This window comes from Clostridium sp. AF50-3, from assembly GCF_003477445.1.
In the GTDB taxonomy this organism is placed as follows: domain Bacteria; phylum Bacillota; class Clostridia; order Lachnospirales; family Lachnospiraceae; genus Otoolea; species Otoolea fessa.
The window spans coordinates 74,429-98,703 of sequence record NZ_QUDH01000011.1 but is presented as its reverse complement, the minus strand read 5'-3'; the positions used below and the strand labels follow the sequence as shown (position 1 = coordinate 98,703).

20 protein-coding genes and 6 pseudogenes are annotated in these 24,275 nt (G+C 54.1%); 20 read left to right on the top strand and 6 right to left on the bottom strand.

The genetic code is table 11. The features are described 5' to 3' along the window. Positions 1 to 47: 47 nt before the first annotated feature. The 6 genes and pseudogenes from DW085_RS19405 to bsh form a co-directional block, all read right to left on the bottom strand. A pseudogene (locus DW085_RS19405) lies at positions 48 to 1,195 on the bottom strand (J domain-containing protein). Between the two features lie 158 nt (positions 1,196 to 1,353). Further along, positions 1,354 to 1,872, bottom strand: a complete 519-nt coding sequence (locus DW085_RS12875; RefSeq protein WP_118293946.1) for an Hsp20/alpha crystallin family protein — start codon at positions 1,870 to 1,872, stop codon at positions 1,354 to 1,356. 294 nt (positions 1,873 to 2,166) lie between these two features. Further along, a complete protein-coding gene (locus DW085_RS12870) occupies positions 2,167 to 3,525 on the bottom strand; it encodes an MATE family efflux transporter (RefSeq protein WP_118469462.1) in 1,359 nt (452 codons plus the stop codon). Then, positions 3,515 to 3,904: a MarR family transcriptional regulator gene (locus tag DW085_RS12865; protein ID WP_347475086.1), complete on the bottom strand. Its 390-nt coding sequence runs from the start codon at positions 3,902 to 3,904 to the stop codon at positions 3,515 to 3,517. The genes DW085_RS12870 and DW085_RS12865 overlap by 11 nt, the downstream gene beginning before the upstream one ends. A gap of 346 nt (positions 3,905 to 4,250) precedes the next feature. Then, complete coding sequence (locus DW085_RS12860) at positions 4,251 to 4,691, bottom strand: FKBP-type peptidyl-prolyl cis-trans isomerase (RefSeq protein ID WP_022359593.1); 441 nt, start codon at positions 4,689 to 4,691, stop codon at positions 4,251 to 4,253. Between the two features lie 193 nt (positions 4,692 to 4,884). Continuing rightward, a complete protein-coding gene (bsh, locus tag DW085_RS12855; protein ID WP_118492981.1) occupies positions 4,885 to 5,859 on the bottom strand; it encodes a choloylglycine hydrolase in 975 nt (324 codons plus the stop codon). A 332-nt stretch (positions 5,860 to 6,191) separates the two neighbouring features. Here bsh and DW085_RS12850 point away from each other — a divergent pair, with 332 nt between their 5' ends. The 20 genes and pseudogenes from DW085_RS12850 to DW085_RS12745 all read left to right on the top strand — a co-directional run bounded on the left by DW085_RS12850 (position 6,192) and on the right by DW085_RS12745 (position 24,182). Beyond that, positions 6,192 to 7,283, top strand: coding sequence for a M20/M25/M40 family metallo-hydrolase (locus tag DW085_RS12850; protein ID WP_243034028.1), 1,092 nt, complete (start codon positions 6,192 to 6,194; stop codon positions 7,281 to 7,283). Positions 7,284 to 7,745: 462 nt separating this feature from the next. Continuing rightward, positions 7,746 to 9,124, top strand: a pseudogene (locus DW085_RS12840) (ParB/RepB/Spo0J family partition protein). Between the two features lie 306 nt (positions 9,125 to 9,430). Then, positions 9,431 to 9,787: a hypothetical protein gene (locus DW085_RS12835; protein WP_009901612.1), complete on the top strand. Its 357-nt coding sequence runs from the start codon at positions 9,431 to 9,433 to the stop codon at positions 9,785 to 9,787. After that, entirely contained in the window at positions 9,774 to 10,859 is a 1,086-nt protein-coding gene (locus DW085_RS12830; RefSeq protein ID WP_107001185.1) for a DNA cytosine methyltransferase, read from the top strand. Before DW085_RS12835 ends, DW085_RS12830 begins: the two co-directional genes overlap by 14 nt. Positions 10,860 to 10,863: 4 nt before the next feature. Then, on the top strand, positions 10,864 to 11,577 hold the full coding sequence (locus tag DW085_RS12825; RefSeq protein ID WP_107001184.1) for an antirestriction protein ArdA: 714 nt from the start codon (positions 10,864 to 10,866) through the stop codon (positions 11,575 to 11,577). A gap of 14 nt (positions 11,578 to 11,591) precedes the next feature. Continuing rightward, positions 11,592 to 12,640, top strand: a pseudogene (locus DW085_RS12820) (hypothetical protein). A 91-nt stretch (positions 12,641 to 12,731) separates the two neighbouring features. After that, entirely contained in the window at positions 12,732 to 13,202 is a 471-nt protein-coding gene (locus DW085_RS12815) for a PcfB family protein (protein ID WP_107001182.1), read from the top strand. Further along, positions 13,199 to 15,021, top strand: a pseudogene (locus DW085_RS12810) (type IV secretory system conjugative DNA transfer family protein). The gene DW085_RS12815 and the pseudogene DW085_RS12810 overlap by 4 nt, the downstream one beginning before the upstream one ends. A gap of 89 nt (positions 15,022 to 15,110) precedes the next feature. Next, positions 15,111 to 15,326 (top strand): Maff2 family mobile element protein, encoded by a 216-nt coding sequence (locus DW085_RS12805; RefSeq protein WP_016306504.1) that lies wholly within the window; start codon positions 15,111 to 15,113, stop codon positions 15,324 to 15,326. Positions 15,327 to 15,365: 39 nt separating this feature from the next. After that, on the top strand, positions 15,366 to 16,232 hold the full coding sequence (locus DW085_RS12800; RefSeq protein ID WP_009901636.1) for a VirB6/TrbL-like conjugal transfer protein, CD1112 family: 867 nt from the start codon (positions 15,366 to 15,368) through the stop codon (positions 16,230 to 16,232). Positions 16,233 to 16,273: 41 nt separating this feature from the next. Beyond that, positions 16,274 to 16,813: an MT-A70 family methyltransferase gene (locus DW085_RS12795; RefSeq protein WP_107001180.1), complete on the top strand. Its 540-nt coding sequence runs from the start codon at positions 16,274 to 16,276 to the stop codon at positions 16,811 to 16,813. 42 nt (positions 16,814 to 16,855) lie between these two features. Continuing rightward, the gene (locus DW085_RS12790; RefSeq protein ID WP_227589684.1) at positions 16,856 to 17,278 is read left to right on the top strand and encodes a SpoVG family protein; all 423 of its coding nucleotides are present in this window, start codon (positions 16,856 to 16,858) and stop codon (positions 17,276 to 17,278) included. A gap of 9 nt (positions 17,279 to 17,287) precedes the next feature. Then, positions 17,288 to 17,941, top strand: a complete 654-nt coding sequence (locus DW085_RS12785; protein ID WP_107001178.1) for a hypothetical protein — start codon at positions 17,288 to 17,290, stop codon at positions 17,939 to 17,941. A gap of 44 nt (positions 17,942 to 17,985) precedes the next feature. Then, positions 17,986 to 18,372, top strand: a complete 387-nt coding sequence (locus DW085_RS12780; protein ID WP_016306500.1) for a PrgI family protein — start codon at positions 17,986 to 17,988, stop codon at positions 18,370 to 18,372. 79 nt (positions 18,373 to 18,451) lie between these two features. After that, positions 18,452 to 20,718, top strand: a pseudogene (locus tag DW085_RS12775) (DUF87 domain-containing protein). 278 nt (positions 20,719 to 20,996) lie between these two features. After that, positions 20,997 to 22,663: pseudogene (locus tag DW085_RS12765) on the top strand (NlpC/P60 family protein). A gap of 22 nt (positions 22,664 to 22,685) precedes the next feature. After that, the gene (locus tag DW085_RS12760; protein WP_005927622.1) at positions 22,686 to 22,952 is read left to right on the top strand and encodes a DUF4315 family protein; all 267 of its coding nucleotides are present in this window, start codon (positions 22,686 to 22,688) and stop codon (positions 22,950 to 22,952) included. Further along, a complete protein-coding gene (locus DW085_RS12755) occupies positions 22,939 to 23,586 on the top strand; it encodes a DUF4366 domain-containing protein (RefSeq protein ID WP_107001175.1) in 648 nt (215 codons plus the stop codon). The genes DW085_RS12760 and DW085_RS12755 overlap by 14 nt, the downstream gene beginning before the upstream one ends. Continuing rightward, positions 23,583 to 23,780 carry a hypothetical protein gene (locus DW085_RS12750; RefSeq protein ID WP_005927616.1) on the top strand — a complete coding sequence of 66 codons (198 nt, stop codon included), beginning with the start codon at positions 23,583 to 23,585 and terminating at the stop codon, positions 23,778 to 23,780. Before DW085_RS12755 ends, DW085_RS12750 begins: the two co-directional genes overlap by 4 nt. Then, entirely contained in the window at positions 23,781 to 24,182 is a 402-nt protein-coding gene (locus DW085_RS12745; protein ID WP_050005650.1) for a cysteine-rich VLP protein, read from the top strand. Positions 24,183 to 24,275: the final 93 nt, after the last annotated feature.

Genomic DNA, 24,275 nt, shown 5'->3' with positions numbered 1-24,275 from the left:
TGATATTTTTGGCTTTACAGACGTTCAGTAAAAAACGGCAGGAGCCGTCAAGCTGCGCTCCTGCCGTTGGGTCCGCCCTGACTGTTTTTGTTCAGTCCGCAGGCGTGTTCAAATTCGCGAAGTTTCTGTTCTGCCTCGGGGGTCAGATGGTTCGGGACATCGATCTGAACCGTCACGTACTGATTGCCATGGATGGACGGATTCTTCATGGAAACAATGCCTTTTCCCTTTAATTTAATCTTGGTTCCCGACTGCGTCCCGGCTGCGATCTTGCACAGGACATTGCCGTACAGGGTGGAAACCAGCGCCTCACCGCCGAAGACTGCGGTGGTAAACGGAATGCGGACGGTCGAGTAAACATCCATCTCGTTGCGCTCCCATCCCGGTTTCGCGGTGACGGTAATATTTAAAAGAAGATCGCCCGCCTCGCCGCCGCCCGTTCCCGGCATGCCTTTTCCTTTCAGACGGATAGATTTACCGGTATCGATGCCCGCTGGGATGTGAACCTGTAAAGACTGGCGCTTGCCGGTCTGTGGGTTCTGCAGAGTGATGAGCTTCTCGCAGCCGGATACGGCTTCATCAAAGCTTATGGTTACATCGGACGTGAGGTCAGAACCTTTCTCACGGAAATCGGCGCTGTGAAAGCCCTGACTGCCGCCGAAGCCGCCAAAGCCAGACCCGCCGCCAAAATGAGCGCTAGAACCGCCAAAACTGGAACCACCGGTAAAATGTCGGCTGCGGGAACTGCCGCCCGAACTCTTGCCGTGGAACATGCCGCCAAACATATCTCCAAAAATGTCACCCATATCGTCCATGTCATCCCCGGTAAAATGGTATTCTGCATAACCGCCCGGACGCTCTGATAGTGCCAGGCACCGCCCTGACCGGTACCGCCAAAGCCGGAGCCAAATGGACCATTTCCAGAAGCGCCGGCACCGCCAGCTCCGCCGTATGCGGCGCTGTTCGGGTCAAATGCGGCGTGACCGAAGCGATCGTAGAGTTTCTTTTTTTCTGGATCACTTAAGATCGAATAGGCTTCGTTGACATCCTTAAACATCTGCTCTGCCTGGGGATTACCGGCATTGGAATCCGGGTGATACTTTTTGGCAAGTTTCCGGAATGCCTTTTTGATCGTCTCCGCACTGGCGTCCCGCTTTATCCCCAGTATGTCATAATAGTCTCTTTTCTCTGCCATCGATTATCACCTCCGTAGATGCAGTGATTTAAGTTTCAATTATTTAGGTTATGATCAAAGATTGGGTATGATAGAAGCTGCCGCATCCCTGCGACAGCTCCTGAAGCTATCTGGCTGCTGGCAACACAATGTGTGAGCCGCAGCTGCCTATCTGATTATTAACCTTCGATGGAAACGAAATGCTTCTCTTCAACCGCTTTCTTTTCCAGCTCTTTCGGGAAGGTCAGGGTCAGAGTGCCATTTTCAAATTTGGCATGGATATCCTTTTCTTCCAAGTTCTCGCCGACGTAGAAGCTTCTGCTTACATTGCCGCTGTAGCGTTCCTGGCGGATATATTTAACGGTTTTCTGCTCGGCTTTAGCGTTCTTCTTGGAAGCATCTGCTTCTGCGGTCGTTGCATCTTTCTGATTCTCCTCCGGCATATCTTTCGATGTGACTTCTTTCGAACCGCTGACGGTCAGATAGCCATCTTTCAGCTCAATCTGAAGTTCGTCTTTCTTAAATCCCGGTAGGTCGATGGAAACTTCATAATCCTTATCGGTTTCCTTGACATCCGTCTTCATCAGCTGGGAAGAGGAAGCGCCATACAGTCTCTGGTTAAAGCTCGGGAAGGAAAAATCCATCCAGTTATCAAAGTTATCAAATACACTATTATTAAAAATACTCGGCATATACATAAGTCATCTCTCCTTTTAGTTATCTGTAAATGTCTTTGTAGTTATCATCTATGTAAAAACATTGGGAGGAAAAGGGGAACTCATTCATTTCCTTGTCCTTTCCTTTGTTCTAGCTGTAATATAACACACATAATTAGCACTGTCAAGAGGTGAGTGCTAATTTTTTGTGAAGTTTTTGTGAACAACGCAATTATTCACGGGTAGGCACTTTTGGAACCGAAAGTGCCGTAACGATAACAGGCAGACACCTTCGCTCTGAAAGTGCCTGCCTGTTACGGAGCAGTTCCTATGTTTTTATATGATTTCTTCCACTGGCGGGTGCTGCTGTTTCCGGGTCCAGTAGATATAATATCCGATATTTAGTACAATGCCGACGATCGTAGAAACGGGGGCTGCGAGACCGATCTTGGTCAGGCTGGCGTCCGGCTGGATACTCATGAAATACGCTAGCGGGAGACGCACCAGAAGCGTCTGGATGAGTCCCTGTGTCATAACCCAGAGTGTCTGGTTATTTCCGTTGAAATATCCGATCATGCTGAACAGAACCGCGGTCACGATGGACTCAAGTGCGAATCCTTTCAGGTAATCATAGCTGTTCTGGATGACCGCCGCATCCGTCGAGAAGAAGCCGGACAGGATATCGCCCTTTAGGAGAACCAGGGTAAAGACGATACAGCCGACGCACAGACCGACGCCGATTCCCGTAAAAAGGGTGTGCTTGGCACGCTTGACTTTCCCTGCCCCTACGTTTTGGGAGACGAAGGAAGCCATCGACTGCATCAGGGCGCTCGGGACGAGCATGGCGAAATTGACGATCTTGCAGGCTACACCGTAACCGGAGGATGCCTCCAGTCCCAGGCGGTTGACGAACGCGCACAGGGCTAAGAAGGAAAGCTGGGTTAAAAATTCCTGGAGCGCGAGCGGCAGCCCGATGGAAAGAAATTTCGGGCACTGGGTGTTGAACCGGAAATCATGCCGGGTGATCGTAAATGGCAGTTTTTTCTTAATTAAAAGAAGAATAGCAAATACGACGCTGAGCGCCTGCGCGGAGACGGTCGCGATGGCGGCGCCGGCGGCGTCCATATGAAGACCAGCTACCAGTGCGAGGTCGCCGATCACATTGACGATGCAGGCAACCAGGACAAAGAGAAGCGGCGACTGGCTGTCACCGAGCCCGCGGAAGATGGCGGACAGCAGGTTGTAGGCGACGATGAAGAAAATGCCGCCTCCGCAGATGCGGATGTAGCTGGCGGTCAGATCCACCGCCTCCTCGGGCGCCTGCATGAGAATGGCGATCGGGCGGGCAAAAAAGACCATGACGACGAATAAAACGGCGGAAATGAGCGTAAACACGATCGAAGCTCCGCCGACAACCGCGCCGATCTGCTGCGGTTTCTTTTCACCGAGATAGCGGGCGATCAAAACCGTGATACCCATAGCGAACTGGATTACGACGAAGGTGACGAGGTTTAAGACCTGGCTGCCGGTGGAGACAGCGGAAAGGCCGGAAGTCGAACCGAACCGTCCAACCACCAGCAGATCGACCGCGCCGTATGCCGCCTGCAGAATCAGTGCGCCGAGTACCGGAATCATAAAGGCAATCAGTTTTTTCAGAATACTGCCTTGTGTAAAATCAGCTTTATCATTGTTCATGGGAATCCCTCCGTTTGCACATAATCTGATAAAATGTCTCCATCGTCTGAACCATCTGGCGGGCATCTTCCTCAGAGATGGTATCTAAAGAGGGGGCGAGCGCGCTGAAGTATTCGGCGTCATACGTCTGTGAGAGTGCCCTGCCCGCTTCGGTGATGGAAATGTAGGTGATGCGTCTGTCGTCCGGCGAGGTTTTCTTTTGCAGATAACCACCCGTCTCCATCTCCTTGACGGTCCGGGTCACGCCGGGGCGTGGCAGGTTCAGCGCATCGCTGATGTCCGATATTTTCACGTGGATGCCGTTTCGTTCCAGCGACTGGATGACATCCAGATATTGAATATAGGAGGAAGTGACTCCCTTCGGCAGCGGCGGAAGCATATCCCGGATCCGCTTGCCTGATAACAGGCGTCCAACATCCGCTTGATTGTTTCGATGGTCATATAGAAAGTCTCCTTATCAAATAGTTGCTTGTGATAATTATCATAGATAATTATATGGGAAAATGAGAAGTTGTCAAGAAAAAAATACCGCCAGCTCCCGGGATGGGCGCTGACGGCGCGTGTTGTTATAATGTAAGGGCAGTTGTGTTGCTGTTTGTATGTAGGTGGGCAGCAACACAGAATGCAGCGGCGTGGCATTTTATGAAGTATGAAAAATTTCCATAGCCGCAATGTGTTTGGATAGTACGTTCACTTTCCATGGTATTTACCATAAATAATAGTAATTACTTTACTTCAACTAATTCGATCTTGAAGTTCAGCTCCTTACCAGCCATCTCATGATTGGCGTCAAACGTGATATTTACCTCATCCTTTGCGATAACCTTTACCGGGAACGGCTGTCCCATCTGGTTGGTTAAGTAAACCTGCTGACCTACCTGCAGTTCCTCGGAACCCGGCAGTTTGGCAATCTCAAGCTCCAGAATTGCGTTCGGATCCGGCATGCCGTAAGCTTCCTCCGGCATCAGGTGGATCTCCTTTACCTCGCCGACTTCCATATCAGCGACAGCGGCATCGAAGCCCTTGATCATCTGACCGGCGCCGCAGACGAACTCCAGCGGTTCGCCGCGATCGTAGGAAGAATCGAACTGTGTGCCATCGTTAAAAGTACCTCTGTAATGTGTGCGGCAGGTTTTGCCGACGTTGCGTCCTGTGATTTCGGACATTTTAAAATCCTCCAAATGATATTGATATGCGGTAATGGACAATTTTCCTCAAACGGACAATTTCCAGTGATTTCAGATGCATATTTATCAGTATACTAGAAAACAAGGCGAATGGGAAGAGAAATGTTGTCTCTCCGGTACCGATATTGTCAGTTTTTGCAACGAGGATGGGGCAAGCTGGAAGCAGAGAAGATCAGTTCTCCCATCGAATCTGCTCCCCCTGCACCAGCGGAAACCGCGAAAGCGTCTCCCCGTCCAGGTTCTCCCGGTTCATATCCACTGCCGTGATCTGATGGTTTTCATATGTCGTGTAGTAGTAAATCCCCTTATCCGCATTGCAGCAGGAGGTGTAGAGTGTGATTTCATATTTTCCATCGGAGACCTCGCAGCATCCGCGCTGCTGGTCAACCGAACCTAGGATATGGAAAAACTGGCTGACACTTTCTAGTTCGGATGCGCCGGAGCGGGCATTTGATTTTGTAAAAGCGACCCGTGCAAACCGGGAAGCGGAGGAGAGGTCTCCCGGAAGTCCGAGAGCGCCCATGCCGCGGCTGTAAGTTGTAAGCGGCAGATCGGTAGAAAATGTATTCTGCGGCTGCTTCGGGGACAGGTTCATGTAATTGTTGAGGGAAAACAGCTGCTGCGGGAACGGCGGATTGTTTGTCAGGACACCCACCAGATTGTCGTAGATATGCAGTCCGTCCGCCATCGGCTCGATGACGATGCATTCATTTTTATCGGCAAGAATCCAGTGAAGCTGCGCCGGGGCAAACTGCTCGTTGAATGGGGTGTCGGTCAGTACCATCTGGGCGAGGTGGACGCGAGCCTCTTTCACGGACGCGCACTGGCTGAGAATCCAGGGGATGAACTCAAACTGTGCGATGTTGTCATGATCCTCCTGCGGCTTCTGGTAGGAGGCATTGCCGACGAAATTCAGTCCCGCCATGCAAAGCCCTTTCTCATTAAAAGCATCATAATAAAGCGGATAATCCCCCGCCACATGTGCCATGCCGATGATGGCATAGTGGGTCGAAACCGCGCTTGCGTGGCGGAAAGTAAGTGGATAGTTGCGAGGTGTGACGGTTACTTCGTCCCCGTAAGAAAATTCATAATCTAAGGTTCTGCCGAAGTAGAAATCGGCGGTTTTGTAGGTTGCGGCTGTACACATGGTCATTTCTCCTTTTTCTGTTTCAAAGTGTGTGGGTCAGATGGTGTTTATCAATGTTCTATTTATTTGTTGTATGCTTTATACTCAACTGCATCATTGTAAAAGTGGAAATGAATCTTGTTGTTTTTAGTATATTTAGTATATCAAATTTTTGAGAAAAATATAGAGGAAAAGCGGATATGGAAATAGAAAGAGATTGGTCAGGTCATTTTAGAATTTATTTGAAAGGTAAAATCAATCTGCTTCACAAATGTATTGTCTGGGTATATAATAAGGGGCATAAACAAATAGAAATGATAGGCAAATAAATTTTTTTACAGGAGGACTCACCTATGGCTGATCCAGATAGAATCCAGATAAACGAAGCCCGCATCCGCGCTGAATTTGATGAGCTGGCGCGGATCGACTCAAAAAGTTTCGGGGAACGCGAGATGGCGGATCGCTTGAAGGAAAAGCTCGCAGAGCTGGGAATCCAGGCAAAGGAAGATGACACAGCCGAGAAAATAGGAGGCAATGCGGGAAATCTGTTTGGAACGTTAAAGGGAGGGATGTCTGGCACGCCGATCCTGCTGTCCGGGCATATGGACACGGTCGCGCCGGGAATCGGAAAGAAGCCGGTTTTTCATGAGGACGGAACCATCACTTCGGATGGAACCACCGTGCTTGGCGCGGACGATCTGACCGGGGTAATCGCCATCTTAGAAGGCATCCGTGCCGTGCAGGAGGCAGAAATCCCGCACCGGGATATCGAGATCCTCTTTGCGGCGGCGGAAGAGCCGTTTACAAGAGGAAGCTCGGAGTTCGATTTCAGCCAGATGAAAGCGAAGGAATCTTACGTTTTGGATGTAACTGGACCAGTCGGGACAGCGATCCTGCAGGCACCGACGATCCTTTCCTTTGAGGCGGCAGTCAAGGGGCGCGCAGCGCACGCTGGATTTGAGCCGGAGAAAGGCATCCACGCGATTCAGACGGCGGCCCGCGCGATTGCCGCATTAAAGCTGGGGCACGTGGATGAGGAAACAACCCTGAATGTGGGCTTGATTTCGGGCGGTTCGGTTGTGAATGCCGTGCCGGAACTCTGCACCTGCCGGGGCGAGATCCGCAGCTACAGCCATGAAAAGGCAATGGAGACCCTGGAAGATGTCCGTGCGGTGTTTGAAACCGCTGTCAAAGAGGCGGGGGCAGAGCTTTCTTTCACACACCGCCTCCATGTCAAAGCCTTTCATCTGGAACCGGACGCGCCGGTGGCAGTTCATTTTGCCGGGGCCTGCCGCACCCTGGGAATCGAGCCGAAATTCGGCAGCACCTTCGGCGGCAGCGACGGAAACACGATGATGCAGCACGGAATCCCATGCGCGGTGCTTTCCTGCGGTATGTACGATGTTCATTCCGTGCGGGAGTATGCGAGGTGGGGGATATTGTGAATGGGGCGAGATTGATCGCGGAACTGATTACGCAGGGGCAAGAAGCGAGTATAGAGTAAAACTGAAAAATGTTGACATAGCCGAACGGCTTTATTATTTCACCAAAACAATTATATAGCCGTTCAAACAAAAAATAGGGTGATTTGGAATGAAAATAACATCGACAAGCGCTGAATGAAATGTCCATCCAGCTTATGGAAGAAGGATATCCAAAGGCAAGGGATATTCGAGAGCAGATATTAAAAGAGGGCGGATATTCTCATTTATAAAAGTACCTTTGCAACGGTGTACAAAGGGAACATAATAAAAAACTTAATAATGGACTGCCAATCTTACACAAAGTACCGCCCAAACGAGACTACGGGCGGTATTTTTGTATCATGGCGGAGAAAGGAGGAACTTCCCACGGGGGCTTGACTGAAAAGTTGAGCCCCTTTTTTCATGCCAAAAAACAGGAGGTAAATGCTTATGGCAGATGATAAAACCACAAAAACGCCGGAACAGCCGGTAACGGATAGCGGGCCGGGCAAGGAAACACCGCCTAATCCCCCAAAAGAGTCGGAGAAGGTTTCCGTTTCCCCGGAGCCGGAAAAAAAGACGGAACCAGAGGTAAAGACCCCACAGGTTTCTGTCTATAACTTCGCTGAAATTATGAAGGAAAAGAAAGCCGAGGAACGAGCGGCAGCTCCCGGCGTGGAAAAGCCTGACCCGGCAAAAGCGGAGAAACCGGAAAAGCAGCCGGAGGCTCCGAAAAAAGCAGAGGAAAAACCCAAAGAGCCGGAACAGCCGAAGCGCCGGGGCCGTCCCCCGAAAGCAGATAAGGACAAGGACGCAGCCTCGAAATCCAAAGCTCCCGCACAGAAAACGGAAAAGGCGGTCAAAAAGGAACCGGAGAAAAAAACGGCTCCAACGGTACAGGCCGCTCCCGCTCCGAAGGAACCCGAAAAACCGAAGGATGCTCCACGCCGGGGCAAGGAGCAGATCGTCTATATCAAGCTGAACGAACTCCACGCCTTCAAGAACCATCCCTTTGAAGTCCGGGACGATGAAGAAATGCGGGCTATGGTGTCCAGCGTTAAGGACAAGGGCGTGACCCAGCCCGCTATCGTCCGTCCCCGTGAGGATGGCGGCTATGAGATCGTGTCCGGCCACCGCCGCCAGAAAGCCAGCGAGCTTGCCGGATATGCGGATATGCCCTGTATCGTCCGAAACCTGACAGACGATGAAGCCATCACGCAGATGGTCGAGGATAATCTCAACCAGCGTGAAGAAATCCTCCCCAGTGAGCGGGCCAAAGCCTTGAAAATGCAGCTTGAGGCTATCAAGCACCAGGCTCCCGCACTTCGGGCCAGATTGACCCGAAGGACGCAGGAAAACGCTCCAACGAAATTGTGGCCGAGCGTAATAAGATGGCGGTCAAACAGGTGCAGCGGTATATCCGGCTCAATGAGCTGGTTCCCGACTTGATGAAGCTGATGGATGAAAAAAAACTGGGCTTTACTACGGCGGTGGAGCTTTCCTATATCGGCAAGAAGAACCAGAACTATATCGCCGTTGCCATTGACAGCCAGCAGTCCTCGCCTTCACAGGCGCAGGCAAAGCGTATGCGGGAACTGGACGAAAAGAAGCTGCTCAACGGGGATGTGATCGACGGCATTATGATGGAGGACAAAAAGGAGGTAGACAAAGTGATTTTGACAGGTGCGGAACTGAGCAAGTATTTCGGCAAGGAAACTACGCCGAGGGAAATGAAGGACCAGATCATCAAGCTGCTGGACGACTGGAAGGGTCAGCAGAAGGAACACGAAAAACCGGAGAAGAAAACCGAACAGGAAAAGTAAGCTAAAACTTCGGGTCAGCATGGCCCGAGGATTGCGCTCTGCCCCGCGCCCCGAAGCTCTGGAGATATAAATGATTCCCCGTCGCCAGTTATTCCGTAGCATAGCCGGGAAAATCAGTCAAGGGCAGCGCCGCCGCAGGCGGTGCCAGAGGCACCCTTGACGGATTTCTCCCGGTTATGCTTTTTCCCGGTCAAGCGACGGGGATATAAATTCTCCAGAGCCGTTCCCCTTCCCGGGGGAAGGGGCGGAGGGATTGGGCGAACTCTTGCTTTTCCCTAAACCAAAACAGAAATGGAGGCTCAACCAATGAAACGACCTTTAGCGTACCTGACCGCCGCATGGAGCGGCGAGCCGGATGTTGATATGGAGCTGGCGGCTCACTACTGCCGCCTTGCTTATGAGGCGGGCTTTTCCCCGATCTGCCCGCTCTTGTACCTGCCGCTGTTTTTGAATGACAGCGTTCCCGAGGAACATAAGGCCGGGATTGATATGCGCCGGGATATGCTGCGGCGTTCTCATACCCTGATCGTCTGCGGCAGCGTTGTGGACGAGGATGTGAAAAACGATATTGCGGTTGCCGGACGGCTGGGCATTGCGGCGACAACGCTGGAAGGGGTGCTTGCCGTGAAGGGACACGGCACCCCGGGCCATGCCGGACATTAAGCTGGGGAGCCTTTTCGACGGGATCGGCGTGTTCCCTCTGGCTGCTTCCCGGTGCGGTATCCGTCCGGTCTGGGCCAGCGAGATTGAAAAAGCGCCCATCTCCATAACCAAAAGGCACTTTCCCGATATGGCGCATTTGGGAGATATTACGAAGGTGGACGGCGGGAAAATCCCGCCGGTCCATGTGATAACCTTCGGTTCCCCCTGTCAGAACCTTTCTCTGATCGGCAACCGCTCCGGCCTTGCCGGGGCAAAATCAAGCCTGTTCTATCAGGCGTTTCGTATCATACAGGAAATGAGGGATGCTACTGATAACCTATATCCAGCTATCGCTGTTTGGGAAAACGTCATGGGAGCGTTTTCTACAAATGACCGGATGGACTTTAGAGCCGTCCTATCCGCCTTCTCGGACACCGAAGTTCCAATGCCTCCTTCGGGAAGATGGGGAAATGCCGGAATGGTGCGAGGGGGAACGCCTGATGTGTGCTGGCGGCTCATGGACGCCCAGTATTGGGCAGGCACCCGAAGGCTGGCACGAAGGCAGCGGATTTTCGTCGTGGCGGATTTTGGAGGCAGACGTGCCGCAGACATACTATTTAAGCCCCGTCCAATGCTCCCACTTCCTCCGCCTTGCGGAGAGGGCGGGCGGGCCGCCGCCGAAGGAGATCGAACAGCTTCTTTTGAAACAGGGCGGCAGATACCAGTCATCCACCCCTTTCAGTGCTTCCGTATGCGGGGAGCGGCAAAAAGGCAGGAAGAAACGGCCTTCCGAAACAGCTTCGGATTACCAACTGACCCTTTTCCCACTCTTTTAGCCAGTGACGTGACGCCCTTCGCCTTCTGGTATGAGGGCGACCCGGAGGGCGGCTGTATCCGTTTTCTGACGGAAACGGAAAGCGAACGGCTGATGGGGCTGCCAGAGGGCTGGACAAAGTACGGGGCGGACGGCGTGGAGATCCGGCCTCTGCAACGCTACAAGGCGCTGGGGAACGCGATTGCCCTCCCTTGCGCCGATTACATTATGGCCGGGATCTATGAGGTGCTGGCTGACCGGGCCGGAAAGGAGGAATGAGCCCATGTTTGAAGCCTATATAACCAACACCGCCCTGTACCCCTTGATGGGGATTGAGGTAGGGACAACGGTACATTTCCCCACGACGACACAGGAGTTGCAGGCCGCCCTTGCCAAAATCGGGATAGACGGGAAACGGTACAGCGAAGTGTTCTTTACCAGCTTTGACAGCGATGTGCTGGGGCTCTACGATCATCTCTACGAATGTGAGAACATCGACGAGCTGAACGAGCTGGGCCACGCCCTGCTGGAAGTACGGGATAAGGGCGGACTGGAAACCTTTGAAGCCGCTCTTGTCTTGGGAAACCACACACGGAGCGTGAAGGATTTGATAAACCTGACGCAGAACCTTGACCTTTACCGCTTTTACCCGGATATTTCCGATGATGAAGGGCTGGGCCGCCTTTACGCCGACGAGCTTGGGACCATCGACATACCGGAGCACATTCAGAACTACTTCGATTATGAAGCATACGGGCGGGATGTGCGTATCAACGAGGGCGGCGTATTCGCTCCCGGTGGATATGTGTCGGCAGTCCCGGAGGGCTTCAAGGAGTATTACCACGGGCCGCAGGACATTCCGCCGGAACACCGGATATTTGCCTATCCTGAAAAGGCCGAACCTGTCCACTCCATTCTCGTTGCACTCAAACGGTTTCAAGAAGCCCCGCCCGCTCCGAAAAAGGACAAGGCGGGGCCTTCCCATGAAGAACGGTAGGACTTCGGGCCAGCATGGCCCGAAGCATGAAGGAGGTGCATACCATCAACTATTACCCTATCAATGAAGGAGCCGCCCGCCGGGCAAAGGAAATGAACAGCTTTTCCGACTACAAGGAAGGGAGCGCAACGGCGGAATACCGGGCAATGGTGGACAAGGCCGCCGCCATAGCGGAAAAGCAGAAATCCCGGGTGGCCCCCATGTACCATGAGAAGATCGACCATTTGTTAGACACCTATGCCCGAAAGCTGGCTGAAAACATGAACCAGGGCTTTGCCATTGACGCAAGGGTTCCCTCTGTGATGATCGCCGGACCTGCCAATTTCCCGGTGGGGAAGAAGGAAAAACAGAACCGGGCCCGGGACAGCAACATGGAGGAATGGCAGTATATTCAAGGGCTGCTGGATAAGATACGCAGTACCGGCATGGGCGGGATCAGCGCCGATGACCCGGCAGCGATTGAAAAGCTCCAGAAGAAGCTGGACGGGCTGGAACGCTCCCAGCTCATTATGAAGGAGGTCAACGCCTATTACCGCAAGCATGGCAAACTGGATGGCTGTGCGCTGCTGTCGCCGGACCAGATCGAAAAGCTGAAAGCAAGCATGGCGTCAAGCTGGCGGAGCGACCCGAGGCCCTTTGAAAGCTACCAGCTTACCAACAACAACGCGGAGATCCGCCGGGTAAAGGCCCGTATCGAACAGCTTTCCAAACAGGCACAGCAGGAATTTTCCGGCTGGGAGTTCGATGGGGGTCGTGTGGAAATGAACCGGGAGGACAACCGCTTGCAGGTGTTCTTTGACGGAAAGCCTGACGCGGACACCCGGGCCGAGCTGAAAAGCAGCGGCTTTCGTTGGGCTCCCAGCGTGGGTGCATGGCAGAGGCAGCTCACGGACAACGCCATCCGGGCGGCTGACCGGCTGGAATGTATCAAGCCGCTGTCCGGCGAAAAGCCTCCCAGCTTCAAAAGAAGCCCTCTATCTTGCAGACCATGCGGGAACAGGGCGAAAAAGTCCAGACGGAGCCGGAAAAGAAAGCTCCGTCCGGCAGGGATGCCGAGCGGTAAGCCTCGGGCCACATTGGCCCGAGGCTTTCTGTTCGCCGAGATTGTACGGGGGCCTCCCGGATAGCGGGAACCCCGACGGAAAGGAGGTTTTATGCAGGAAGAAGTAAACCAAAAAACGGTTGCCCTTTCGATCAGGACAACGAAGCTCACGGGAAAAGTGCTGGCTGCCGCTCTTGGGAAGGTGGTGCGGACGCTGCAAAAGCACCACCGGAAGGCGCTGACCCCACAGGGACGCCAGAGTGTGAAAAAGCTGATGAACCACTATGGCGGCAAAAGCGCCATGCCCTATGTGGGAGCCCCGAAGGATTTTGACCGGATCGCGAAGGAGTTCCATGTGGACTACGCTTTCCATAAAGTGAGCCCCGGCCATTACCTGCTGTTTTTCAAAGCCAATCAGGCGGACGCTATCACGGCGGCCTTCCAGAAGTACAGTGCAAAGGTGCTGGACAAAGAGCAGGACAAGCCTTCTATCCTCGGCCAGCTTCGGAAATTCACGGAGCAGATCAGGACGCAGGCAAAGGAGAAGCAGCGGACCAGAGAGGCGGTGAAGGACGGACGTTGAGTGACAAGATCAGAAAATATGTGCTCCCCAACCTGCCGTACCTCTTTGTGTTCTGGTTTTTTTCCAAAATCGGGACGGCCTACCGGACTGCACCCGGCACAGACTTCGGGACAAAGCTCATGGGGATGCTCGACACCTTCCCGAAAGCCTTTGAAACCTACTGGCCGGGGCTGGGCGGTATTGACCTGCTGGTGGGCCTTGCCGGTGCGGCTGGGATGTATCTGCTGATACAGTCAAAGATCAGGAAGGCAAAAAAATTCCGGCGGGATGCGGAGTACGGCACCGCCCGCTTTGGAACAAAGGAGGATATAAAGCCGTTTGTAGACCCTAAATTTCAGAACAATGTCATTTTAACCGGGACGGAGTTCCTTACCATGAACACCCGTCCGAAGGTACCTGCCAATGCCCGGAACCTAAACGCCTGTGTCATCGGCTCGTCCGGCTCGGGAAAGACAAGGTTCTGGCTGACCCCGCAGCTCCTTCAAGCCCATTCCTCGTATGTGGTGGTAGACCCGAAGGGCGGCACCCTCGACCAGTGCGGGCGGTTCCTGCAAAGGGAAAAATACAGGGTGCGGGTGTTCAACAGTATCGACTTCTCCAAATCCATGCACTACAATCCGCTGGCCTATATCAAGACGGAAAGCGATGTTTTGAAATTCGTTACCGCCCTGATTGCCAATACCAAAGGCGATGGCAAGGAGGGCGACGAGTTCTGGACAAAAGCCGAAACCCTTTTGTACTGCGCCCTTGTGGCCTATATCGTCTTTGAGGGGCCGGAGGAAGAACGCAACATGAATACGCTGGTGGAAATGATAAACAGCATGGAAGTCCGGGAAGATGACGAACCTTCAAAAATGCGGTTGACTATATGTTCGATGGGCTGGAACGCCGCAGTCCCCAGCACTTCGCTGTGAGACAGTATAAGAAATACAAGCTGGCCAGCGGCAAGACAGCTAAAAGCATACTGATTAGCTGCGGAGCCAGACTTGCCCCCTTTGACATTCCCCAGCTTCGGGAGATCATGTCCTATGACGAACTGGAGCTTGATAAGCTGGGGGATGAAAAATCAGCGCTGTTCTTCCTTATCAGCGACACGGACACCACCTACAACTTTTTGGTTGCCCTCGCTTTTTCGCAGATGTTCAACCTTCTGTGTGAACGGGCTGACAATACCTATGGCGGGCGTCTGCCCTACCATGTGCGGGTGCTGTGGGACGAGGCTGCCAACACCGGGCAGGTGCCGGGGCTGGAGAAAATTGTGGCTGTCATCCGTTCCCGTGAGATCAGCCTGACACTCTTTTATCAGGCTATGAGCCAGTGCAAGGCATTGTACAAGGACCATTCTGAAACCATCATGGGCAACATGGACAGTATCGTGTTCCTCGGAGGCCGGGAGGCTTCCACCCTAAAGGATATTTCGGAAAACTGGCTGGGCAAGGCCACCATCTCCATGCAGACCGAAGGCCGGAGCCGGGGGCAGTCTGAAAGTTACAGCCAGAATATGCAGCGGCTTGGCCGGGAGCTGATGACTACCAGCGAGATCACCACCATGCCCGGGGATAAATGTATCTTGCAGCTTCGGGGGCTCCCGCCCTTCCTGTCCCCGAAGTATGACTTGAAAAAGCACCCGAATTACAAGTACACAGCCGAATTTGATAAAAAGAAAAACGCCTTCCGCTTGGAAAGCCTGTTCCGCCACCGGCCATTGAGACTAAAGCCGGAGGACGAATACACGGTGTACGAAGTGGACGGCTCCGACACGGACGAAGAAGCTGACCTGTTGAACTTCGATGATCTGGACAGCGACGAGTTCGTGTAACTTCGGGCCATGATGACCCGAAGCGCCGCCGATGTGGGCGGCTTTTTTTGTACCCAAAACCATCAAACAAACAAAATGGAGGAACGTATATGGAATTTTTCAATCAGGCAATCGACATTCTTAAAATTCTGGTCATGGCTCTTGGCGCCGGTCTGGCGGTGTGGGGTGTCATCAACCTTCTGGAAGGTTACGGGTCGGACAACCCTGCGGCAAAATCACAGGGCATTAAGCAGCTCATGGCTGGCGGCGGTGTCGTTCTGATCGGCCTTCAGCTTATCCCTCTGCTGTCCGGTCTGTTCAGCTAAGTGTCACCCGTTGTCCCTTTTTCCAGAAGGAGCTGATGTATGGACTTTATCATCGACGCAATCGTTGAATGGCTGAAAGGTCTGCTCGTCGATGGTATCATGGGAAATCTGGACGGCCTTTTCGATAACGTCAATCAGAGCGTTGGCGAGATCGCCACACAGGTCGGCACGACCCCGGCGGACTGGAACGCCGGGGTCTTTTCCATGATACGACAGATCTCTGAAACTGCCATCCTGCCAATCGCCGGGGTCATCCTCACTTTTGTAATGACCTATGAGCTGATACAGATGCTCATAGAACGCAACAACCTCCATGAAGTTGACACATGGATGTTTTTTAAGTGGGTGTTCAAAACCTTTGTGGCTGTGATGATCCTGACGAATACCTTCAATATCGTGCTGGCGGTCTTTGATGTGAGCCAGCATGTGATACAGCAGTCAGCGGGCATTATCCAGAACGGGACAGAGATCACGCCGGATGTGCTGGACAGTCTACGGACAGAACTTGAAGCGATGGAGTTGGGTCCTCTGTTCGGACTCTGGCTACAATCCTTCCTGATCCAGCTTACCATGATTGCCTTAAATATCGTGATCTTCGTCATCGTATATGGCCGTATGACTGAAATCTATTTACTCACAAGTTTAGCGCCTATCCCGTTTGCCACAGTCCCCAACAGGGAAACCGGACACATGGGGCAGAACTATTTCCGCTCCCTCTTTGCGGTGGGCTTTCAAGGTCTGTTGATCTTAGTCTGTGTCGCAATCTATGCGGTGCTGATCCAGAGTATCGCCACCGACGGCGACCCCATCGGGGCGATCTGGGGCTGCGTGGGATATACGGTGCTGCTGTGTTTTACCTTATTCAAAACAGGCAGTCTTGCAAAATCCATCTTCGGCTGCCATTAAGAGACTTCGGGCCATGCTGACCCGAAGCGGAAAGGAGGATCATGCCGAAAGAAAAATTTTCGATAATCTATGCAGATCCACCGTGGCGGTATGAGCAGAAAAACAGGCAGGGATCAGCAGAGCTTCATTATCCCACTATGAGTATTGAAGAAATTTGTTCCCTTCCAGTGGCCGACTTGGCTGCAAAAGACAGCGTTTTGTTTCTGTGGGCAACATTCCCACAACTGCCGGAAGCCTTAAAGGTCATTAAAGCATGGGGCTTTTCTTATCGTTCTGTGGCTTTTGTATGGATAAAGAGGAACCGGCGCTCCTACTCATGGTTTTACGGTCTGGGGTATTGGACCAGAGGCAATGCAGAAATTTGTCTTTTAGCAGTAAAAGGACATCCGAAGCGTAAGTCTACCGGTGTTCACCAGCTTATTGTTTCCCCGATAGAGCGCCACAGTAAAAAGCCGGACGAGGCCAGGCGGAAAATTGTAGAACTGATGGGCGATATACCACGAGTGGAATTGTTCGCCAGAGAAAAAAAGCCCGGATGGGACGTGTGGGGAAACGAAGTTGAAAGCACTGTAAACTTGTAACAGCTTCGGGTCATGCTGACCCGAAGCGGAAAGGAGAAATCCATGCAGGAAAAAAATGCGGGCGGAACACCAGCTGCCCCTATAAAGCTGGATGTAAGCGTGCGGGTCATCGAACCTGTGAAAAACCTCATGGGCTTTGCCAGCGTGAAATTCAATGACTGCTTTGTGGTGGAAAATCTGAAAATCGTACAGGGCAGCAAGGGGCTCTTTCTTGGGATGCCCAGCCAGCCAGACGGCAAAGGCGGCTACCGGGATATGGCCTACCCTGTCACAAAGGAGTTCCGGGAACAGCTCAACACCGCTGTTCTGCAAGCCTATGAGGCAAAGCTGGAACAGATGGCGGAGCGTGGCTCTGTGGGGCGTGCATCCATCAGCGACCAGCTCAAAGCCGGAAAAGCGGCTGCCGAACAGGCAAAGGCAGAACGGCCTCCGAAGGAAAAGCCCAGCCGCAGCGCAGAGCGTTGACCTCGGGCCATGCTGGCCCGAAGCAGAAAGGAGGCGGGAACCATGCCACGCAAACGGACGGGCTATGACGCGGCCTGCTATTACGACGGAAAACTGCTGGGCCGCTGTACCAAAGCGGACAGCGATGCCTATACCCTGTTGATGAACGCCTGCGGCGGGGAGGCCGCCCGTGTCCTGCGGGAATACGCCTACTTTTCCCCGGAACTTCGCGCCATATTGGAAAAGGCGGCGCTCATGCAGGCGGACCGGAGCCGGACGGGCGGAATGTTCCATGCGCCGAAAAGTTCCCCGTGGGGTGATGTGCAGAGCTGTGAAACCCTCTGTCCAGGGGTGTTTCTGGTATCTACCGCCAGCCACGGCGGAACGATGGTGGCAAACGAGGTAGCCGCCGTCCTCTCCCCAGCAGCGAAAAAGTGCGGCTTCAAGGATAAGGGCTATATCTGCTATGAGGAGGACGCGCAGGAAAGTGTGGTGCTCCGGGAACTGTTGGACAAAAAGCTGTGGAACATACCTGACCGCATTAAGGACAAAGGGCAGTTTGAAGAAAACCTCAACCAGTCCATCCGGCAGTATAATCCCGAATACTGGCGGGCAAGGCAGAGCGGACGTAAGGCCGCCGAAGCCGCCCGCAGTACAGCCCCGGCCAAAGAGGCCGCAAGATGACCTCGGGCCATGCTGGCCCGAAGCAGTAAAGGAGGTGTACCCAAATGGCCTATGTGCCAGTACCAAAAGACCTTTCCAAAATTAAGACAAAGCTGGCCTTCAATCTGACGAAGCGCCAGCTTGTTTGTTTTTCCGGCGCAGCGGCGGTGGGGCTCCCGGCCTACCTGCTTTCCCGTGACAGTATCGGGAACAGCGCCGCCATGTTCCTAATGATCGGCCTCATGCTCCCGTTCTTCTTTCTGGCTATGTATGAGCGGGACGGCCTGCCATTGGAAAAAGTGCTGAAAAACATCATCCGCACCCGGTTCCTCTATCCCCGGGTGCGGCCTTACAAAACCGAAAACTTCTATGCGCTGCTTAGCGCCAGAAAGGAGGCGCAGCCGATTGCAAAACAGCAGAAGGGCCGGAAAGCCCGCAGGCAGAAAGCCTGAAAAGCAGGGCCTTACCGGCCTGTTCACAAAGGGAAAGAACATTCCCACCACCGCCCAGCAGACCCTCCCTTACCGGGAAATGTACCGGGATGGGGTGTGCCGGGTAACGGACCGCTATTACACCAAAACCATTGAATACGAGGACATCAACTACCAGCTCGCACAGTCCGAAGATCAGGCGGCCATCTTTGACGGGTGGAGCGCCTGCCTCAACTACTTTGACAGCAGCCTTCCGTTCCAGCTTTCCTTCCTCAACCACCGAAGCCGCCCGGGCAGCCGGTACAGCGTGAACATCCCCATGCAGGATGACGATTACAACAGCGTCCGGTGTGAGTATGTGGAAATGCTGGAAAACCAGATCGCCAAAAGCAACAACGGCATTGTCCGCACAAAGCTCCTGACCTTCGGCGTGAACGTGGACGACCTTTCCACCGCCAGGGCAAGGCTGGAACGTGTAGAGGCGGACATTTGCGGGAACTTCAAAAAGCTGGGCGTCAAGTGCCGCTCCCTTTCAGGGCTGGAACGGCTGGAGCTTCTTCACGGGCAGCTCCACCCCGGCAGCGGCTCCCCCTTCCGGTTTTCATGGGATATGATCCCCAAAACCGGGCTTTCCACCAAAGACTTTATCGCCCCGGACAGTTTCGATTTTCGTTTCAGCCGACTGTTCCGGGTGGGGACGACTTGGGGCGCTGCCTCCTACTTGCAGATTTTGGCCTCGGAGCTCTCGGACAAGCTGCTGGCGGAGCTTTTGGAAATGGATGCGGAAATGACCATCACCCTCCATATCCAGACCGTTGATCAGGCCGCCGCCGTAAAATCCATCAAGGCCAAAGTCTCCGACATTGACAAGATGAAGGTGGAGGAACAAAAGAAGGCAGCCCGGTCAGGGTACGACATGGACATACTTCCGCCCGACCTCGTAACATACAGCAACGACGCAAAGACCCTTCTGGAAGATTTACAGAGCCGGAATGAAAGAATGTTCCTGCTGACCTTCCTTGTGGTAAACATGGCTCCGACCCGCCGGGAGCTGGACAATGACCTGTTCACGGTGTCCGGTATCGTCCAGAAATACAACTGCACCTTGAAGCGGCTGGACTTCCAGCAGGAGGACGGTTTTCTTTCCAGCCTTCCGCTGGGCCATAACGGCATTGAGATCAAGCGCGGCATGACGACCAGCTCCACGGCCATTTTCGTTCCCTTTATGACGCAGGAGCTCCGCATGGATGGCGAAGCGTCTATTACGGGCTCAACGCACTTTCCCATAACGTCATCATGGCGAACCGGAAAAAGCTCAAAAACCCCAACGGCCTGTTCCTCGGCGTGCCTGGCTCCGGCAAATCCTTTGCCGCAAAGCGGGAGCTTGTGAATGTGTTCCTTGCCACAAAAGACCGCATTATCGTGGTGGACCCGATGGGCGAATATTCGCCCCTTATCAGGCGGCTGGGCGGACAGGTCATCGAGATCGCCCCGGACAGCCCCCACCACATCAATCCGATGGACATTGATTTGAGCTTCGACGAGGAAAACCCGATGGCGCTGAAAGCCGACTTTATCCTGTCGCTGATGGAGCTGATCGTTGGCGGCAAGGACGGCTTGCAGCCGGTGGAGCGTACCGTCATTGACCGCTGTGTGCGCCAGATGTACCGGGAACACTTGCAGGACCCGGAAACAAGCAAAATGCCGACCCTCCAAACCCTGTATGACCTGCTCTGTTCCCAGCCGGAGGGCGAGGCGGTGCGGCTGGCGACGGCTCTTGAAATCTATGTGTCCGGTTCCCTTAACGTGTTCAACCATGAAACCAACGTGGACTTAAACCGCCGTCTGGTATGCCTTGACTTAAAAAAGCTGGGAGCCGGGCTTCGGACGATTGCCATGCTCATTATGCAGGACTTGGTAAACTCGCAGGTGTCCATGAATTTCCTCCGCGGTATCGCTACATGGTGCTACTTTGACGAATTTCATGTGCTGCTCCGTGACCGTCTGACGGCAAGCTATTGTGTAGCGATCTGGAAAATGCTGCGGAAAAAAGGGTGCGTTCCGAGTGCTTTAACGCAGAACGTAAAGGATTTTCTGGCAAGCCCGGAGATCGAGAACATCTTTGAAAACTCGGACTTCCTTGTGCTGCTCTCGCAGGCACAGGGGGACCGGCAGATTTTAGCCAAACAGCTTGGGATCAGCCCCCACCAGCTTTCCTATGTGACCCATACCAATTCCGGCGAAGGGCTGCTGTTCTTCGGGAACACCACCATCCCGTTTGTTGACCGCTTCCCGCAGAACACCGAGCTGTACGCCATTATGACCACCCGCCCGGAGGACAAAAAACAGGAAATGAACCGGGCATAACACACTTCGGGCCATGCTGGCCCGAGGTTTGGAAAGGAGGGATACATCATCGGAAAGAAACCGGACAAACGGAGTTTCAAAGGCCGGGGCCGACGGAGGATACCGGGGGCAATCGCCCCGGACCGGCGGAACGGGAAGGGCCTTCCCCTGCACCATCCCGACGCCTGCGGTTTGAGGACGAGGATACCGGGCAGGACAGCCCTTCGGGCCACGATGGCCCGAAGTCCAAAAGCGGCAAGTTTCAAGAGGACAGCCGCAAAAGCCGTCCCTCTGACCGCATGAGGCAGGAGGATGAAGCGGGCGGGCCGCAGGATACCAGCAAGGCACAGGAGCCGGAGGCTCCGCAGAGAATGCCGGGAGCAAAAAGGACAAGTACCAGAAAGCACAGGCAAAAGCGGAACACGCCGGGAAAAAGCTGGGAAAGGCTCGGGAGAAACTGGACAAGACCGAGGCAAAACGGGCAGCGAAGAAACCGCCGGGGCTTGCAAAAAAGGCAGTCCGGGGAGCCCGTACAGAAGCATGGTTCTATGTCCACAACAAGATCCACGAAGTCGAGCATGAAAATGTGGGTGTGGAAGGAGCCCATAAGTCGGAACTTGTGGCCGAGGCCGGAGCCCGGAAACTGACCCGGTATGCCAAACGCCGCTGGCAGGAACACCCGGCCCGGAAGGTGGCAAAGTGGGAACGGAAGGACATAAAAGCCCGGGCCAATATGGATTTTCAGAAGATGGCCTCCGAGCACCCGGAGCTTGCCAGCAATCCGCTTTCCCGTGTGCAGCAGAAATGGAAACTGAAACGCCGGTATTCCAAAGAAGCAAAGGCGGCTGCAAAACAGGGCGCAAAGGCCGCAAAGAAAACCGCTGCCGCTTCGGGAACTGCGACCCGGCGGGCGGCGCAGTTTGTGACCCGTCATCCCGTGGCGGTGCTGGTCCTGCTCCTGCTGTTGCTGCTCTGTTTTCTTGTGTCGGCGGTAAGCTCCATCTTCCCCACGCTTGGCAGCGGCCTTGCCAATGCGTTATCCGGCACCTCCTACGCCTCGGAGGATACGGACCTGCTGGGCGTAGACGAGGACTACACGGCGCTGGAAAACGAGCTGGCGCAGACGGTGGCAAACATCGAAAGCACCCATCCCGGCTATGACGAGTACCGCTATTCCGTGGACGAGATCGGCCATAACCCCTATGAGCTGGCGTCCTATCTCTCGGCAAAGTACCATGTGTATTTCCGGGAACAGGTGCAGGACGAGCTGCGGGAGATCTTTGAGGCACAGTATGAACTGACCTTGACGGAGGAAGTCGAGATACGCTACCGCACCGAAACCAGCACCGACCCGGAGACAGGGGAAACCACCACCGAGGAAGTCCCCTATGAGTATTACATCTTAAATGTGACCCTCACAAACAAGACGCTGCCTGCCGTGATCCTGCCGAGGCTTAACGAACAGCAGCGGGAAATCTACACCGTTATGCAGCAGCTCAAAGGCAACAAGCCCTATCTGTGGGAAGGGATTTACAACGGCGGCGAAGATACCGGCCCCAGCTATGAGATACCCGGCGAGGCGCTGGATGACCCGGCTTTTGCGGCGCTCATGGAAGAAGCCACAAAGTATATCGGCTGGCCCTATGTGTGGGGCGGCTCCAGCCCGTCCACCTCCTTTGACTGTTCGGGCTTTGTCTGCTGGGTGTACACGGCCAGCGGCGTCCACAACCTGCCCCGTACCACGGCGCAGGGCATTTACAACCAGTGCGCTATCATTTCTCCCTCCGAGGCAAAGCCCGGCGACATTATCTTTTTCACGGGAACCTATGACAGCCCCGGCCCTGTGTCCCATGTGGGGATTTATGTGGGCGACGGGATGATGCTTCATTGTGGTTCGCCCATCCAATACGCAAACATCAATTCAAGCTACTGGCAGACACATTTCTATGCCTTCGGGCGTTTGTGAGCCAGAGGAAAGGAGTCCTTGCATGAACAAGATCGACAAGCTCGATAAGGAACTGGAAAAAGCCCGGGAGAAGGCAGCCGAGTGGCAGGCCAAAATCCGGGAGCTGGAAAAGCAGAAACAGGAGGAAGAAAACAGCCAGATCGTGCAGGCGGTGCGCTCGCTCAAACTGACCCCCGCCCAGCTTATGGCTTTTTTGAATGACCCCAAAAACAGCCTTACCGCTTCGGGCCATACTGACCCGAAGCCGGAGGCACCCGAAAAGGAGGACACAGCCCATGAAGAAAACTAAATACCGCAGGCTGGCGGCGATGGCTGCCAGCCTTTTGTGTTGCCTGATCTTTACGGTCCCGGCCTACGCCCAGAGCAGCGAGCCGCAGCCGGAGACAGCTCCCGCCCCGGTGGAAACCGAAGCGGAGCCGGAAACCCAGAACCCCTTTACCCCGGACGGGACGGGAACCGTGGTGGACAACGCCACCGACGAGGACGGTAAAGAGTTCTACACCATCACCACCGCAGACGAGAGCGTGTTTTATCTGGTGATCGACAAACAGAAAACCAGCGAGAACGTCTATTTCCTCAATACCGTTACCACAGACGACCTTCTGCCTCTTGCCGAACAGGGTAAGGAACCGCCCCAAGAAGTGACCCCGGAGCCAGAGCCAAAGCCCACCGAACCTGTGGAGGAAGTACCGGAACCCGAGCCGGAGAAAAAGGACAGCCCCCTTCTCTCTCTGCTCCTGATCGGTGCGGTGGTGCTGGCCGGCGGTGGGATTGGTTACTATTTCAAGATTTACAAGCCGAAGCATGAGGCCCCGGATTTGGAGGATGATTACTGCGAATATGAGGACGGGGAGCTGGAGGAGATCGCAGAGGAACCCGAGGACGAAGATACCCCGCCGTGGGAGGAAGATACGGAGGAATGAGAATGAATTTTACAAGCAGCCCTTTTGAACGAATGATGAAGGAAGTACCGCACCCCGGCTGGGACAATGACGATCCTTGTAAGGGATGCCGTTACTACAAGGAGTGCAAAGGAAAGAAAAAACAGTGCCGGAAGAAGTTCCGGGCGCTGATCGTGGAGCCCCGCCCTTCGGGCCATCGTGGCCCGAAGTCATAAATGGACGCCCGGGAGCTGACCCGTGACGAGAAGAAGAAAATCCGCACTCTGGTCACGGGGATGTGCGCCAACTATGACCGGGAAAGCGGCCTGTGCCTTCCTCTTGACTGTGCCTGCTATATGCTGCACAAGTGCTGGACAGGGGCGTACTGCCGTTATTTCCGTGAGGCTGTCCTGCCTCTTAACCCGGAGCTTCAAGCGTCGCTGACAACGGAAGGCATCTCCCCGGAGCTGCGGGCCTGTGCGGTCTGCGGAAAGGCGTTTTTGCCCGAGGGGCGTCAAGCCTACTGTTCCGACGCCTGCAAGGCCGAAGGGAACCGCCGGAAAAGCCGGGAACGCATGAGGAAAATGCGGGAGAAAAGGCCGGGCGGCTGTTACGATTTGCCGCCTCCAAAGGCTTGACATTCCGGGCTTTTTTGAGGGTGTTTCCGGGGTGGGAATATCTTATTACATTCCTCCCCGGTCTGCCCTCTTATTTCGTAACATCCAGCACTT